Below are 16600 nucleotides of genomic sequence, written 5' to 3'. Positions count from 1 at the left end.
GTACTCGATGACGGTGAGGGTGATGCGGCATGGCGCCCCCGGGCCCGATGATGAAGCCTACGCTGACGGCCTGAAAGAAGGGCTCATCGAGACGATCTCTGCACTAGGGCATTCTCCGCGAATGTTTCCCATCGCGCTCGATCAGGCGGATATGCATGTTCGTGCTCGTTTGGCGGTGAATCCAGACGCTTCCGACCTCCGCACCTGGGAGGCTGTGGTTACGGAGATGCAGCTGGGCTCTGCGTTGTTCGCGACAGCGAGTCGGAGCGAGGGTGAGGTTCTGTGCCGCATTCACGACGAGATGCGAACAATCCCGGCGACGGGTCCGCAGTACTATACCCATGCCGGTAACTGGCTTACCGCTTTTTGGCTGGCCATCGTGTGCCGAGAACAGGGGCGGATGACGCAGCTCTGCGAATTTCCACTGGAAGTGCTGCGTGATTCTGAGAAGAAGTACGACGAGTACCTGTACCTCTGGATCGATGTACTTCAAGCTTACTGGCTGGAGCGTCCAGGGCTCGGTGAGAAGTTGATCGCCACGATCGAAGCCTCTGCCTCGGACTGTGTCCGTATCGCAGATCCGGACATGTTGGACAAGATCCTCTATCAGCCGATCAGCCTGTTCCATCGTTTCCTGCGCAAGGATCATGATGGTTTCAATCGGGTTCTGGTCGAGGCCCTGGAGTTGCATAAGTCGTTCTGGACGGAATCAGAGGAGCGAGAAGAAGCCGTCGACGGCTACCTCTCCCTTGGCTTGCTCGCTATCTCTTGCCTCGCATACGATGCGGGATTTCCTATTGATGTCGAATCGGACTACATCCCGAGCGAGCTGCTCAAGCGGGCGTGGCTTGGTGAGTTTCCCACGTGAAATGTTGAGTCGCTGACCCTACGACCGAATGCAGCGGGATGAGGACTAGCAGTGGGCGCGCAGGAGTACGACAGTCAGTTGCTGGAGTCGGTGTCGGTCCGGCGTCGGCGGATGCGGGACGCGTTTCTGTTCGGGGGTGAGCGGGCGCGGCGGTCTCTTGATGAGCGGGTCGGCAAGGTCTTTGCCGGGATTGTGATCGCGGCCGTTTTGTGTGCGGGGTGTGTGGGTTGGTCGTTCATTTCTGAACGATTGATCGGGAAATCGTCGTATGGGCCAGGTGTGCAGCAGTCCGCTTCTTCGCGTTCGGCTCGGTGATAAGTTCGAACGCGTGGTGGCTATGGGGGTTGTGAGTGTCGCGGGCCGGGCGGGGTTGAGCCGGGTCACGCTTGTCGGTGAGCGTCTGCGCATTGATCTGGTGCTGCCCTCGGACGAGCCGATCGGGCGGCTTTTGCCGGAAGTTCTGCGGTTGTTGGACGACCGGGTGGGTGGGCGGCCGTCGGGTCGGCACCTGGTGACGGTGGATGGTTCCGCGCTCGCGTATGGCAGCACGCTTGCTTCGGCAGGGGTGGCCGATGGTGCGGTGTTGCGGCTGGTGCGGGCGGAGGATGCGCCGTCGGCTCCTGTGGTGCATGACGTCACTGATGAGGTGGCTGAGGACTTGGGGCTGCGGACCTGGCGTTGGCGGCCCGCAGCACGGCGGGTGACTGCCGGGGCCGCGGTGGTGCTGTGGGCGCTGGGCGCCGGGGTGCTTGCGCGCGGTGAGTTCGGGCTGTCAGCGGTCGCTGGTGTGTTGCTGGTGGTCGCTGTCATGGCCGTGGCCGGCGGGGCGCTCTGCGGTCGGGCCGGGCGGCGTGGGCTGGCCACCACGTTGGTCATCGCCGGTGGGGCGCTCGCCGTGCTCGGGTCCTGGACGCTGGCTGATGCACAGATGTGGTCGGGTGTTGCCCGGCTGACGGTTGTTGCCGCGGCTGTGGTGGTGGCGCTGTTGCTGTTGGGCTGGGTTTCCCCGCTGGGGCGGGGCGGGCTGATCGGTGCCGGTGCGGTGGCCGCCTTCGCGGTCTGCTGGGGCGGTGTGGCGGCTTTGCAGGGTGGGGCTTCGACCGCGGGTGAGCAGGCCAGAGTGGGGGCCGTGCTGGCCGCTGTTTCCGTGGTGGCGCTGGGGGTGCTGCCGCGCGTGGCGTTGATGGCTTCCGGACTGTCGGGGCTCGATGACCGTCGGTTGGGCGGGGTTTCGGTGAGCCGCCACGAGGTGGGCAGCGCCCTGACGGCCACCCACCGAGGCTTGGTGCTGGCCACGATCGTCACGGCGGGGTCCTCGGCTGCCGCCGTTGTCTTCCTCTTGCGGACGCCCACTGCGTGGACCGTTCCATTGGCTGTGATCACCGCGGTGGTGCTCATTCTGCGGGCACGGGCCTTCCCGCTGATCGCCGAGGTGGTGGTGCTCCTGCTGGCAGGGAGCGCGGCGGCTTTCGAGCTCGTCAGCGTGTGGCTGCGGCATGCCGAGGCCGCGGTCGGTCCGCTCACGGTGCTCACGGCCTTTGCGGTGGTGCCGTTGGTGGTGTTGGCGGTGGAGCCTGCCGAACATGTCCGGGTACGGTTGCGCCGGTTGGGTGATCTGCTGGAGACGGTGGGTGTGATTGCTCTGTTCCCGCTGGTCATCGGGGTGTTTGGTGTGTACGGGCGTTTGCTCGACAGTTTCTGATCGGGTGAGCGTACGGCCCTGTTGGGCTTGGAGGGGAGTGCGGCGATGGCTGGAGGCGACTGGCAGCAGGATGTGCTGCGTGAGTTGAAGCAGGCGGGCACTGAGCAGCCGGTCGAGCCGACCAAGACGGTGCAACTCGTGCGGAAGCCGTCTGGTGCGCCTGCCGTGGTGCCCGTCGCACCTCAGCCTGCCGCGCCCGCACCGGCGCCTGGGCCCGATCCACGGGCCGCCGGACAGGTCGCTTCCCCTGCCGTGTCGGCTCCTGTGCCGCCAGTTCCGGCGCAGGCCGACCCGCGCACCGTACCGTCGTCTCCGCTTCCTCAGCCGCGTGCGGACGCACGACAGGCAATCCAGAGCACACCGCGCGATCCGCGCGTGCCCACCTCCACTCCGGAGTCGGTGCCCACGGTTGATCCCCGCCTGGCTGCGGCCCTGTCGCGGCCGGTGCATGGTGAGTCGGCGGTCCGCCGCACGGGCCGTTCCTTGCGCAAGCTGGCCTCGTCCGCGTCCCAGGAGGTGTTCGAGCAGACGCAGTTGGCCCGCGATGTGCAGCAGCCGGTGACCACCGGCCGGGTTATCGCGGTGACGTCGATCCGGGGTGGTGTGGGCAAGACAACCATTTCGGCGTTGCTGGCCCGGACGTACAGCCGTTACAGGCATGACCCGGTGCTGGCCCTGGAGGCGGACGCCGCGCTCGGTACTCTGCCGGTGCGTCTTGGCGCGGAGACGGTGCGTTGGTCGTGTACGGATCTGGCCGGGATTCTTGAGCCGTCGATGCTGCTCACGGATGTGACTGGCTATCTGGTGCCGGTGACGGGCGGGGGTTGGTTGTTGCCGGCCGGGCAGGGGCGGATCGGGCCGCCGCTGGAGGTGGCGACGTATCTGAGTGTGAGCCTCGCCCTGCGCCGTTACTTCGGGGTGACGGTGGTGGACTGCGAGTCGCTGCCCGGAGAGGTGGCGCGCACCGCGATAGGCACCGCGCACTCCCGGGTGCTCGTGGTGCCGGCGACCGCGGAGGGCGTCGACGGAACCCGGCAGGTCCTCGACTGGCTGGCCCACCTGCCCGCGCCGACGCTCGCCCACACGGCGGTCGCCCTGTGTGAGAGCTCCCCGCACATCCGTCTCGATGTGAAGGCCGCTATGGGATATCTGCGCGAGACCGGGGTGTCCGTGGTGCACGTGCCCTATGACAGGCATCTGGGCGCGGGCGGCCCGATTGTCAACTCGATGCTTTCGCAGGCCACGTCGCAGGCGGCCGTCCAACTGGCTGCCGAGGCTTTGCGGTTCGCGGTGAGGACGCCATGACCCAGCAGCTCATGCACCGTCCGGCCCGCTCCACACGGCCGTCCCTTGCCGTGGTGGCGCGCACGATCGAGCCGCCGCCTAACCTGCCCGAGGGGAAGATCGGCACTCCGGCGACGGCGCTGCTGCCGATGGCCGGGGTGATGGGTTCGGTCGTGATGATGACCGTGATCCGTAACAGTCAGTTCGCCGCGATCGGGGCGATCGTGCTGGTCTTTGCCCTGCTGGGTGCGGTGGCGCTGTTTGTTTCGCAGCGGGGCAAGGCGCAGCGGACCCGGCGTGCTCAGCGGGAGCGGTATCTGGAGTATCTCGAGGAGATGCGCGAGGAACTGAGCCGCGTCGAACGGGGACGGCGTGAGGAAGCCCGGTTGCTCAATCCCGCTCCGGCTGCCCTGTACGACATCGTGCGCGATGCGGCGCGGGTGTGGGAGCGGCGCCGTCTGGACGCGGACTTCCTCCATGTGCGACTCGGCACGGGGCGGGTGCCGGTGCAGAGGCTGGAGATCGGGCAGAGTGGCGGGAGTGTGATGACGCCGCCGGATCCGTTCATGCTGAACGAGGCCCGAGCGCTGCTCGCCCGCTACAGCGCGACCAGTGACTTTCCCTTGGCGGTGCCGCTGGACCGGGCGGGGAACGTCAGCATTATCGGCGAGGACCGGGAGGCCGTTCTGCGGGTCGCCCGCGCGCTGGTGGTCCAGACTGCCGCGCTGCACGCCCCTGGCGATGTCGCCCTCGCCCTCGGCGTCGCGGGCGACAGGATTCAGGACTGGCAGTGGGCGAAGTGGCTCCCGCACGTGCTGGATCCGGATCAGTTGGACGGGCCGTCCCCTGCGCGGCGGATCGCGCCGAGCATGGATCAGTTGGCCGACCTGCTCCGCGCGGATTTGAAGCGTCGGGCCTCCTACGCCGCCGAGGTGCGTCGCGGGCTGTCGGACCAGAGGGCCCTGAAACTCGCGGACAGGCTCCTCGTCATCAGCGACGAGCACGGCCGCACCGCGACCGAACTCCCCAGGCCGGATGCGGCCGTGGGGCTGGCCGACATGGGGGTCACCGTGCTGCACCTGCTTCAGCAGCAGGTGCACGAGCCGGATGAGGTCTCGGTACGCGTCACCGTCGACGGTGACCGCGTAGGAGTGGAGGACTTGCGTTCCCCGGCCGGTGTGGAGGCTTACGGCATCGTGGACGAGGTGAGTATCCCGGGTGTGGAAGGTCTGGCCCGCATGCTTGCCCCGCTCAGATTGTCGGCGGAGTCGGTTGAGGACGGCACCCCCGTCTCCGGGCCGGTGGACTTCCCCGGTCTGCTGCATATCGACGATCCGGCCGCCCTGGATTTGGTCCGGTTGTGGGCAACACGTGGCGAACGGGACTTCCTGCGCGTCCCGATCGGCGTGGACGACCATCACAAGCCGGTGCTGCTGGACTTGAAGGAGTCGTCCGAGCTGGGCATGGGCCCGCACGGGCTGTGCGTGGGGGCGACCGGCTCGGGCAAGAGTGAGCTGCTGCGCACCCTGGTCCTGGCCCTGACCGCCACGCACGCTCCGCATGATCTGGCGCTGGTGCTGGTCGACTACAAGGGCGGCGCCACCTTCGCGCCCTTCACCCGTCTCCCGCACGTCGCCGGAATGATCACCAACCTGGAGAACCAGGCCGGTCTGGTCGAGCGCGTGCACACCAGCCTGGCCGGGGAGGTCAAGCGGCGTCAGCAGGTCCTCAAGGACGCGGGTGACGTCGCGGACATCGGCCACTACGCCGCCTTGCGCGAACAGAAGCCCGAGCTGGGTCTGGAACCTCTGCCGCACCTGCTTGTAGTGATCGACGAGTTCGGTGAACTGCTCACCGCCAAGCCGGACTTCATCGACCTGTTCCTGTCCATCGGCCGTATCGGGCGGTCGATCGGGGTGCATCTGCTGCTGTCCAGCCAGCGCATCGAGGCGGGCAAGCTCAAGGGTCTGGAGACCTACCTGTCCTATCGTCTCGGGCTGCGCACCTTCTCCGCGGACGAGTCGCGCACGGTTCTGGATACCACTGACGCGTTCAACCTGCCGCCGCTGCCCGGCTTCGGCTATCTCAAGGTCGATACGTCGACGTACGAACGCTTCAAGGCCGGCTATGTCTCCGGCTCCTACCGTGGCCCGGCCCTGCGCGAGAAGCCCAAGGACGAGCCGTTGGCCTGGCCGTATCCGACCTTCAACACCCTCGGCAGCGAGGCTGCGACACCCGCCGACGAGCCCGCGATGCGGGAGCGGGAGACCGGCCCCAGCGTCATGTCGGTCATGGTCGACCAGCTTGCCCAGGCGGCGGAGCCGGTGCGCCGGATCTGGCTGCCCCCGCTCCCCACGGTGATCAGCCTCGACCAGGTCGCGGGCCCCCTCGATGTGTCTGCGCGCGGACTGCACCTGGCTCAGCGGCCCGGGCCGCTCAGAGTCCCGCTCGGCATCCTCGATGATCCGGCCACACAGCGCCAAAGTGTGTGGAGCCTGGATCTGACCGTCTCCGGCGGCCACAGCGCCCTGATCGGTGGGCCGCAGTCCGGCAAGACCACCACCCTGCGGACCCTCGCACTGTCCCTGGCGCTGACTCACACGCCGCGCGATGTCGCCCTGTACGGGCTCGACCTGGCCGGCGGCGGCCTGAGCACGCTCGCGAAACTCCCACACGTCGGCGGCATCGCCGGCCGCGCCGACCACGAGCGTGCCGCCCGCACCGTCGCCGAGGTCCGCGCCATGCTGGGCGAGCGCGAGGAGCTCTTCCGCAGCCACGGCATCGACTCACCCGAGCAACTGCGCCACGTGCGTTCACAGGGCAGGCTTGCGGAGCTGACCGCCACGGACGTCGTGCTGCTCATCGACGGCTTCGGCGCACTGCGCGACGAGTTCGCCGATCTCGAGGACGACGTCAACGACCTCCTCAAGCGCGGCGGCGGCTACGGCGTCCACGTGGTCGCCGGGATGCTCCGCTGGAACGACGTCCGCATCGCCACCCAGGCGATGTTCGGCACCCGCGTCGAGCTCCGCCTGAACGACCCCGGCGACTCCGTCATCGACCGCAAACTCTCCGAAACCCTCCACCCGGACGAGCCCGGCCGCATCCTCACCGACGGCAGACTCTTCGCGCACGTGGCCCTGCCCCGCATCGACGGCCGTACCACCACCGGCGACCTGGCCGCGGCCGTGGAAGAGGCGACCGCGTCCGTGCGCGCCTCCTGGCACGGCGACCTCGCCGCCCCGGTACGTGTCCTGCCCACCCGACTACCCGCCGACAAACTCCCCGGCCTTGCCGCCGAACCCAGGTCCATCCCGATCGGCGTCGACCAGGACGCCATTGCCCCCGTCAACCTCGACCTGTTCGGCGCCGACCAACACCTGCTGATCCTCGGCGACAGCGAATGCGGCAAGACCAACCTGCTCAAGCTGATCGTCGACCAGCTCACCGCCCGCTACACCGACGAGGAACTGGTCTTCGGCGTCTTCGACCCACGCCGAGGACTGCGCGGCCTTATCCCCGAGCCCTACCGCGGCGGCTACGCCTACAACACCAACCTCGCCAACGCCCTGGCCACCGGCATCACCGGCGAACTCGCCAAACGCCTGCCCGACGAGAGCGTCAACCACGACACCCTCACCGACCTTCCGACCGCCTTCACCGGACCGCGCATCGTCATCCTCATCGACGACTACGACATCCTCACCACCACCGGCCAGCAACCCCTTGGGCCCTTCCTGCCCTACATCTCATCCGCCCCGGACATCGGCCTGCACTTCGTCATCGCCCGCCGCGTCGCCGGCCTGTCCCGCGCCCTGCACGAGCCGATGCTCACCACACTGCGCGAATCCGGCACCACCGCCCTGGTCATGACCGGCGAACGCACCGAGGGACAGCTCTTCCCCGGCCTGTACGCCTCCCCACAGCCACCCGGCCGCGGCACCCTGGTCCGCCGCGGACGACGCCACCAGCTCATCCAGACCGCCCTCGCCCCACACCAGCAGGAAGCACCGGGACCATGACCAAGGCCATCGTCGCCCTCACCGAGAAAGTGCCCGACCCCATGACGATGCTCATGGGCCTGTACGCGGGCGGCCCCGACCTCGAAGCCGAAGCCCTCCACGACGGCGCAGTTATTCAGCTCAGGACCCCGGCCGGACGCCCCCTGCTCGCTGTGGACGCGCCCATACTGGTCCACGTCCACGGCGAAGCGGCCCGCCTCCTCGGCACCGACACCCCGCTCCCGAACGAGCCCCTCTGGTGGACGGAAATCCGCGCCTCCACCGCCCTGCCCGAAGCCGAACGCCTGGCCGCCTCCCTCGCCGGCCGCCTCAGCGCCCTGCGCGGCGGCACCATCTGGCCCCCCGGCACCGCCACCATCGAGCCGGTCCAGCTCACCCAGGAAACCGCCACCATCACCCCTACCGGTTCCGACGACGCCCAGCTCGCCGTCGACGTCCTGACCGAACAGGCCGCCGTCCTCATCGACGACCGCCCCATCATCGCCATGACCACCCACCTGACCGACGTACTGCGCCGAGCAGCCGAGACGGAACTCGCCCTGCAGGTCGTCACCCAGCCGACCGCCCGCGTCACCCTGCCCACCCGCACAGCACTCGGCGGACACCCCAACCGCTGGATCATCCGCGACGAGCACTGCGGCTACTACGACGGCCTCACCGGAGCGATCCTGCACTGGCACAACGGCGCCTTCACCCCCCTGCGCACACCGGACGGCCAGGCCCAGCTCGCCGACGCCTTCAAGACCGGCGATACGACAGCCCCCGGCGAGCGCCAGCTCCTGCTCTCCCTACGCACCGGACATGCGGCCGACGCCGACCTCACCCTCGGCGGCGCGATCGAAACCTGCTGGCAAACCCTCACCGGACAGCCCCCGGCCGGCTGGGGCACCGCCGAACCCATCAACCTCCCCTGGTCACCACGCCAACTGACGGAACTCGCGCGCGATCGCGCCCCCAGACCCACCTGGCTCACCATGGTCGGCCACCCCGCCCGGCCCGCCCTCGCCACCCTCACCATCCGCAGCACCACGGCCGGAATCGAGGAGGAAGCCACCCTCGCCTTCGGCTACAGCCCCCACGAAACCATGCCCCTGGACGCCATCGAACCTCTCGCCGCCGCCCTTGCCGCCGAAGGCGGCCTGGTCAGCCTGATGACCACCCTCCGCCCCGGCCGACGCGACCTCACCACCCCACCCCACCTGCAAGCCCCACCCATCCCGGTGTCCCTCACCGTCGGCGCGGACGACATCCACGACATCGGCCTCGAATACGCCACCCGACCGCCGCTGACCACCAAACCCACCCAACTCGGCCTCCACCCCCGACCGGCCGTGCACTACTCACTGAGCGACGGAACCGACCCCAACACCTGGCAGAACTTCGAGACACTGCTGCGACACCTCAAAGCAAGATGACCGACCGGGCCACCAGGCCCGTCCCCAGCACAGCCTCAAGGCGGGCGAAGGCCCGGGGTGTCATCAAGCTCCGCCAGCCGTTCACGTCGTGGACGGCGCACAGGCACGACCATGTCGGCTGGGGGTCGTCGGGCACGAGTGCCTCTGAGCGACGCTTTCGGTTGGTCGGTTGCGGGGAGTTGTTGCTTGCCCAAGGCCCCGGACATTCGGCTGCCGACCGGTCACGTGACCTGTCGACCGCCTGTTCCGTGGGATGCGTTGAGCACCGCGAACTTCCATCCGAGCGTGATCAGATGTGGGTCGTTCTCGGCTGCCCAGCGTTTGCGCAGTGCGCGGATCTTCTTCTTCATCGCGTCGGGGGGTAGACCGATGTGCCGTGCGATCTCGGCGTAGGTGCAGTCCAGAGCGAGGGACCAGAGGATCTTGGTCTCGATGTCGTCGACTCCGCCGGGTGGCGGCGCAATCGGCTCTGGGAGGGGCAGATGGTCGGTGACGTAGCAGGCGTGGATGAGGGCGTGACGGTGGCGTACCCCGACCCGGAGGTTCCCGTGCGACATCTGTATGGCGACGGTTCCTTCGGACAGACCGAGTTCGGCTGCCGCTTTGCCGGTGCTCAATCCCTGGGCGAGCTTGCTGGCGATTCTGACCTGGGCGGGCGTCGGATGCGAGGCGGCCTTGGTGGGCCGTGCGGGCATGACCGGGTCCTTCCGATTTGGCCGATGGCGTGGCGGTGCGGGTTGGGCAGGCTCCGGCCGAGGGGAGAGCTCTCCCGGCCGGAGCCTGGTCTTGATGCGGCGAATGGATTCAGGCGCGAGTGAACCAGCGGGCCTGTTCTACGTCGGTGACGGTGCCGCGATGGTGGTCGAGTTCGAGCTGCGCGAGGTGGGCGTAGTGCTCCACTACGCCCTTCCCGAACGCCTCCTGGGCGACGGGACTGTGCCGGAACGCGGAGCGGGCCTGATCGAGGGTGAGGGGCAGGAGAGGCGCGTCGGTGGCCTCGTAGGCGTTGGCGGTGCGGGGAGCTGGCGGAGTGAGCTGCCGCTCGATGCCGTGGATGATCGCCGCGATGGCTGCGGAGAGAGCCAGGTAGGGGTTCGCATCGGCTCCCGGCACGCGGACCTCAAGGTGCAGTCCCGGCCCGTGTCCGGCGACGCGTATCGCGCACGTACGGTTGTCCCAACCCCACGCCATGGAGGTGGGGGCGAAGGAACCGGGCACATAGCGCTTGTAGGAGTTGGTGTTCGGCGCGTACAGCGGGGCGAGTCCGGGCAGGCCCGCGAGCAGCCCGGCGACGGCCTGCTCACCGGTGGCGGAGAGCCGTCCGTCGGGGCCGGCGAGCATGGCGTTGCCGCTGCGGGTGAGGGAGATATGCAGGTGGAGCCCGCTGGCCAGCCTGGTCTGGGGAGAGGCCATGAACGTGGCCGTCATGCCGGACCGGCCCGTCAGGGTGCGCACGGCGTGCTTGAAGACGAGGTGGGCGTCGCATGCCGGCAGTGCGGGGCCGTGGGGGAAGGTGACCTCCACCTGGCCCGGGGCGCCTTCCGTTTTGATCGCCTCGACGGGCATGCTCGCCTTGGACAGCGAGCCCTGGAGGCGCCGGAAGAGCCGGTCGGTGTCCGGCGTGTGGTCGAGGGCGTAGTCCAGGTTCTCCTCAGCCACCGGCATGAGTCCGCCCGGGCCGATGCCAGCGGCCGGGTTGTATGTGCCGCGGTAGAGCACGAACTCGGTCTCCAGACCTGCCTGGGCGTGTAGCCCGTGGGCGGCCAGCCGGGTCAGCTGATGGCGCAGGACCTGCCGCGGCGCGACCTCGATGGGTTCCTCGTCCCGCCCGACCGCATCGCCCAGCACGAGCGCGGTGCGCGGCATCCACGGCAGGACCCGAAGCGTCGAGCGGTCCGGCACCACCACCATGTCCTCGTACCCACTCGCCCAGGACGTGAGAGCGAAGCCGTCGGCAGGCGTCATCTCGACGTCCGTGGCCAGAAGGTACGCGCACATCTCCGCGCCGCCGTCGAGCACACGGTCGAGGAAGTGCCGCGCCCCGTACCGCTTGCCCTTCAGGCGGCCCTGAAGGTCGGGCACGGCGAGCATGACGGTGTCGATCGCACCGGCCCCGACGGCTTTGCGAAGTTCCTCGACAGTCAATGCACGGGCCGTCCGCTGCCTCACCGGCGCGGCGATGTCGCCAGCAGGGGTCGACGGACCGCTGGGGGGTGAGGATCCGGCCGGACTGGACACAGGAACCATCACACGACCTCTTCCTGGAGCTTGGCCATGCCCGAGCCAGCATCCGCCGCCGCGGCCGGCACCTTGTAACCCCGCCCCGCAACCCGCCACCACACCGTGGCCAGCACCAAGACGACCAGCAAGGCCAGGGGCGCGTAGTTGAACGTCGTCACCGAGACGACGCCGACCTCCGGGCGCGTCTGCGGCAGGCAGAACAACACGGTCACGAACGCCACCCACAGCACGGCGACCACACCGACCGGCACACCCCAACGGCCCAGGCTCCAGGGACCGGGCTGGAAACGGTGGCGGTTGCGGATCCGCAGGTAGATCGGGATGGCGTACGCGGGCGTGATGCCGATGACGTTGATCGCCGTGACCGCGGCGTACGCGGTCGGGCTGAACAGCGACGGCAGCGCCAGCACCGCGGCCACACCCACCGACAACCACACCGCGCGGGTCGGCGTACCGGTACGTGTGTCCACGTACCTCCACAGCCTCGAGCCGGGCAGGGCACCGTCGCGGGAGAACGCGAACACCATCCGGCTCGCAGCGGCCGTCTCGGCGTTCCCGCAGAACAACTGCGCGACGATCACGACCAGCAGCAGCGCCTTCGCCCCGGCGAGCCCGAGCGCGTCGAGGAAGATCTGCGCCGGCGGCACCCCGGTCGCGGTGGACTGCGTGGCGGCGTAGTCCTGAATGGCGAATGTCAGCCCCGCCAGCAGTACGAACCCGGCCAGCCACGACCAGCCGATCGCCCGCACGATGCCGCGGGACGCGGAGACCTGTGCGTTGGTGGTCTCCTCCGACAGGTGCGCGGAGGCGTCGTACCCGCTGAAGGTGTACTGGGCGAGCAGCAGTCCGATCAGCAGCACGTACAGCGAGCTGGACCAGCCGGTGGTGTTGACGAACTCCCCGAACACGAAGGACGGCGACTGGTGGTGGCCCGGCACCAAGGCCAGCGCGCCTACGATGACCGCGACGCCGCCCAGGTGCCACCACACGCTGACGGAGTTCAGGATGCTTACCAGCCGGACCCCGAACAGGTTGAGGGCGGCGTGCAGCGCGAGGATGCAGAAGTAGATCGCCATGATCTTGCCCGGGGTGGGGACGAAGCCGAACTGCAGATTCAAGAATGCTCCGGTGAATAGCGCGGCGCCGTAGTCGATGCCGGCGATCGCACCGAGCAGCCCGAGCAGGTTCAGCCAGCCGGTGTACCAGCCCCACTTACGCCCGCCCAACCGCTCGGCCTGGTAGTACAAGGCCCCCGACGTGGGGTAAGCGGACGTCACTTCCGCGAGCCCGGCGCCCACGAGCATCACCATGGCCCCGACGGCGACCCAGCCCCACATCATCACCGCCGGGCCGCCGGTTGCGAGCCCGAAGCCGTACAGCGTCATGCAACCGGACAGCACGGAGATCACCGAGAAGCTGATGGCGAAGTTGCCGAACGGGCCCATACGGCGGGTCAGCACCGGCTCGTATCCCAGCTCCCGCAGGAACGCGTCATCGGCCGGGATTCTGCGGCCCCGGTGGGCAGGGCGTGCTCGTAACACTGGACATCCTCCATGATCAAAAGGAACGGGCGTGAAAGTCGGGTGCATGCCAATGACTTGCCGAGGGGTGGCTCGTCAGTGAGATGCGGCGACGCGGGGTCCGTGGGCGCGGGCGAAGGACAGCGATTCCCTTCGCGCTCGGAGGAAGAGCGCCTCACCACGGTCCAGTGTCGAGGGGCCTTCAGCCACTGACCCCCACGGCTCGCGCGATGCGTAAGGCTCCATGGCGGCGAAAACCTCTGCTGCTTCAACGAAGTTGTGGCTGATCCACAAGGCAGAGGCCAGGTGGCTCATGTCGGCCACGGATCGCGAGTGTGGGTCCCTCTTCAGGAACCACTCGTTGAAGGCTTTGAGCGTGGAAGTCAGCGTTGGTTCCTCCACCCACTGCCGCCGCCACAATGGATCGACCCGCCCCTGCGCCAGTTGCTGTCGGCATTGCTCTACCTGCGCGTACACCGGCAGAAGCAGCAGCGGCGAGCCGACCGGGGCCCACGAGGCCACCCATCTGCCGAAATCAAAGACCGCGGCCAGCGACGCGGCCCGGGGAGCCTTCCGGGCGAGAAGGAACTGCAGCACCCGGTGGAAGGCTTCTCGGTTGCACGGGTCACGCTGATTTACGTTGTGCAGCAGCCCCCAAGGCCCGCTCGGAAGCATGGGCTCCGACGACCATTCACGATGCTCTGGCCGCATCTGGCGGGAGTCGATCTGCGAAAGGGCTAGCAGGCACACCCACGGCACGGGATCCTGCGGCGCGCGGTGAGCGGCCAGCAGTGCCGCCTGACGCGCCCCGGCTTCGAGGTGCGCCACCGCCGAGTATTGCTGGCGATGTGCGCGCAGGGCGCGTTCAGCGAGGATCCGTGCCTGCATCACCTGGGCGTCGTAGCTTTCCGGCTCCTCAGCCAGCCATGCACTAACCACGTCAGAGCGGGCGGCAGCGACCGCCAGCACCTGGGTGCGGAAGGTCCGCAGTGGCCAGTGCGTCCCTGTGCGGGCCAGGATGTCGCGTGCCGACAGCCAGCGGACTGCTTGTAGATCCCCCAGTGCGACGCGTAACTCGTCGTCGGCGCCGGCCGGATGGTACACGGGGCGCATCAGCCCGCCTCCTTTCGGATGGGATGGCGCAGTGGTGAGACCAGGGCGTGGCGCGGGACGAGAGCCGCCATGTAGTAGTCCCGGAGTGACGAGCACGGTGTCCTTTGTACGGATGTCATGGGTGGCCTTCAGCAGGTTGAGGTGGCCTTCGGCTCCGAATGGCTCAACGGCGCGAGCGGGAGACGCTTCGGCAAGAGGGATGACCTATCTAGAAGCGAATCTGGCCGATCGTGTCGGCCACGCCGGACACAAGCCGGCTGATGTCCGGGGCCAACGACGTGCTTGCGAGGAAGAACCCGAAGAGCACGCTGACGATCGCAGGGCCCGCCTTCAGCGAACCGCCTCGGAGAAGAACGACAAAGACGATCCCGAGCAGCAGAACGAAGGAGATACTCAGAGCCATCAGTGGGCTGCTTCCTCGGCAGATTCGCGCTGCTCCCTGCGCGCTTGGCTGAGAGCGCGCCCCAGTGCCGCGGATCGCGTCAGGGAGCGCGGAGTGCCGGGGAAGACATGCCAGTGCAGTCCGGGCGGCGCAGTGCTCTCGGAGGCTGGTACGACGACGTGGCAGTTCTGCCCGAGTGGAACGGTCCCCGGCTCATTCCACCGGGCCGCAGTGCCCACCGGAACCAGAAAGTACAGCCGAGGCTCAGGCCCCCCGGGGTCGAGAATCACCGGGCCTACCGGTTCATCGGCTTCGTTGAGAATCTCGATCGCGCGCTGACCCACGACTTCCACCGCGCGTATGACGTCCCACCACTCGCCCGCCGAGCACAGCTCAGGCTCGCCGCTGATGGGCATCCAGCGCGGCGGGAGCGCGGGAGTCACGCGGTTGACGTCGGACATGAAACGGCCTCCTCACCACTATGTGTGAGGAGACCATTCCACTCTGCAACCGCAGTGCGCGGACAGATTGTACGCGGGAGTCTCAGCGCAACTCCCTTGACATGTGCTCAGCTTGTGGTAATTCCCACCCAACTCCCGAAAGCCGAGAGTTCGTTGGACGGGTGCGCGCTTACACGTAGCAGGGCCGATACTGTCTCGCGAGCAGAAGGGTGGAACCGAGTGTGGTTCGGAGCGACCTTGCGTGCGCGCTTGAGGTCGTCAAAGGCTCCGGCCCGATCATTCACGGCGAGCTTGGCGGAGGCCACGTCGATGAAGTGGTGACTCGACCGCTCGCCGACGGTGTTGGCGGGGGGTGCCCATTCGCGCCCCGCGACGAGTGACCATTCGGCCAGTCGAGCCAGAGCCTGCTCCGTGTCTCCCATGTCGATCATCGAATGGACCTCATGGATGCGGATGTTCGTCGGGCCGAACGACATCTCGTACGCGAGAGAGTCGCGGTTCCCGGCCAGCCTGGCGACCTCCCCGGCCTCCTGGAGATAGGTGTTCGCGCGCTCCGGGTTGTTCTCCCGAGCTTCCAGCACCGCGAGTTTCAACAGCAGAGCACCGTCAACAGCGAGAGCATCGTCCGTGAAGGAACGCTCCGGCTGGAACCGCTCGAGCTCATCTCGCAGGGCCAACAGCTTGCGCCGAGCCGACGGATAGGCGCCCTGCCGGAGCATCGCGCCTGCGACCAAGTACCCGGAGGTGAACTGCATCAGTGGGTCAGCGGAATGATGCGCTGCCCAGCGAACCCGCTCCAGTGCTGTGTTGGAGAGGTCGTGGTGGCCCATCTTGTGAGCCAGCGAGTTCACGGCTCGGTAAGCGCGCGCCAGATGCCAAAAGGCCGTGGCCTGGTCACCATTGCGACCTCCGAGAGCGACATGCGTCAGCTCGGTGATGATCGGCGGCAGCAGCGGACCCATCGGCGCGTAGCGTGCATCCCGCCGCAGTGCCGCTATCTGGTCCACCTCGGAGGCCAGCACCGGAAGTGCGCGGGGGGCTATTTCCAGGTCGTCGGGGGTGTCGTAGCAAAGCATGATCCGCCGCAACTCGGGGATCACGGCGTGGATGCCGTCCTCGGCCTCGGGCTCCCCGTAGTACGGCTGCCCCGTGAGGACTTCAGGGCCAAAGTGCAGCGCCTTGGAGAGTGCCAAGATCAGCGAGGGCGATGCCTTCCGTGCGCCGGACTCCAACTTCTGGACGTAGCTCGGCGAGATTGCGACCTTCTGTGCCAGTTGAGCGGCGGAGAGCTTCCGCGTCCTGCGAGCGATGCGGAGACGGTCTCCCAGCGTCTGATTTTCACTCATCGGTGGATCGGTCCCTTCGCGATGAAGCACTCGGATCAGAGTACGGATAATGGCCAAGGCTGCGCCCGTGGTCGCCAACTGTTGACAGTGCCGATGGCATCGCAGCCGCAGCGTGAAGCTGCAGAGCGGGCCGGAGAGCCCCCGCGACCCCCCTCAAAGGCCGCTGGCCGAGTGGTTGAAGTGCGGCATTTTATGACGATGCGGGCGCGGAGTGAGCAGGGGTATCGCTCTTTGGTCAAGAAGTGC

General features: G+C 67.9%; 12 protein-coding genes. 5 read left to right on the top strand and 7 right to left on the bottom strand.

The window, feature by feature from the left end; genetic code table 11:
* Positions 1-7 precede the first annotated feature (7 nt).
* From V1460_RS30155 to V1460_RS30130, 5 genes are all read left to right on the top strand, one after another.
* Positions 8-868 (top strand): immunity 49 family protein, encoded by an 861-nt coding sequence (locus tag V1460_RS30155; RefSeq protein ID WP_338676755.1) that lies wholly within the window; start codon positions 8-10, stop codon positions 866-868.
* Positions 869-1205: 337 nt separating this feature from the next.
* On the top strand, positions 1206-2570 hold the full coding sequence (eccD, locus tag V1460_RS30145; protein ID WP_338676753.1) for a type VII secretion integral membrane protein EccD: 1365 nt from the start codon (positions 1206-1208) through the stop codon (positions 2568-2570).
* Between the two features lie 375 nt (positions 2571-2945).
* Complete coding sequence (locus tag V1460_RS30140; protein ID WP_338676752.1) at positions 2946-3875, top strand: type VII secretion protein; 930 nt, start codon at positions 2946-2948, stop codon at positions 3873-3875.
* Positions 3872-7876, top strand: coding sequence for a type VII secretion protein EccCa (eccCa, locus tag V1460_RS30135; RefSeq protein ID WP_338676751.1), 4005 nt, complete (start codon positions 3872-3874; stop codon positions 7874-7876). Before V1460_RS30140 ends, eccCa begins: the two co-directional genes overlap by 4 nt.
* On the top strand, positions 7873-9291 hold the full coding sequence (locus tag V1460_RS30130; protein ID WP_338676750.1) for a DUF6177 family protein: 1419 nt from the start codon (positions 7873-7875) through the stop codon (positions 9289-9291). The genes eccCa and V1460_RS30130 overlap by 4 nt, the downstream gene beginning before the upstream one ends.
* 221 nt (positions 9292-9512) lie before the next feature.
* Here V1460_RS30130 and V1460_RS30125 read toward each other — a convergent pair whose 3' ends face one another.
* From V1460_RS30125 to V1460_RS30095, 7 genes are all read right to left on the bottom strand, one after another.
* Positions 9513-9986 carry a hypothetical protein gene (locus V1460_RS30125; RefSeq protein ID WP_338676749.1) on the bottom strand — a complete coding sequence of 158 codons (474 nt, stop codon included), beginning with the start codon at positions 9984-9986 and terminating at the stop codon, positions 9513-9515.
* A gap of 109 nt (positions 9987-10095) precedes the next feature.
* A complete protein-coding gene (locus V1460_RS30120) occupies positions 10096-11436 on the bottom strand; it encodes a glutamine synthetase family protein (RefSeq protein WP_338676748.1) in 1341 nt (446 codons plus the stop codon).
* Between the two features lie 101 nt (positions 11437-11537).
* Positions 11538-13073 (bottom strand): amino acid permease, encoded by a 1536-nt coding sequence (locus tag V1460_RS30115; RefSeq protein ID WP_338676747.1) that lies wholly within the window; start codon positions 13071-13073, stop codon positions 11538-11540.
* Positions 13074-13148: 75 nt separating this feature from the next.
* A complete protein-coding gene (locus V1460_RS30110; RefSeq protein WP_338676746.1) occupies positions 13149-14165 on the bottom strand; it encodes a hypothetical protein in 1017 nt (338 codons plus the stop codon).
* 208 nt (positions 14166-14373) lie between these two features.
* Positions 14374-14568 carry a hypothetical protein gene (locus tag V1460_RS30105; RefSeq protein ID WP_338676745.1) on the bottom strand — a complete coding sequence of 65 codons (195 nt, stop codon included), beginning with the start codon at positions 14566-14568 and terminating at the stop codon, positions 14374-14376.
* On the bottom strand, positions 14568-15008 hold the full coding sequence (locus tag V1460_RS30100; RefSeq protein ID WP_338676744.1) for a hypothetical protein: 441 nt from the start codon (positions 15006-15008) through the stop codon (positions 14568-14570). Before V1460_RS30100 ends, V1460_RS30105 begins: the two co-directional genes overlap by 1 nt.
* Before the next feature lie 107 nt (positions 15009-15115).
* Positions 15116-16432: a helix-turn-helix transcriptional regulator gene (locus V1460_RS30095; RefSeq protein WP_338676743.1), complete on the bottom strand. Its 1317-nt coding sequence runs from the start codon at positions 16430-16432 to the stop codon at positions 15116-15118.
* Between the last annotated feature and the right edge of the window lie 168 nt (positions 16433-16600).

Source organism: Streptomyces sp. SCSIO 30461, assembly GCF_037023745.1.
In the GTDB taxonomy this organism is placed as follows: Bacteria; Actinomycetota; Actinomycetes; order Streptomycetales; family Streptomycetaceae; genus Streptomyces.
This window is presented reverse-complemented; position numbering and strand designations above follow the sequence as displayed.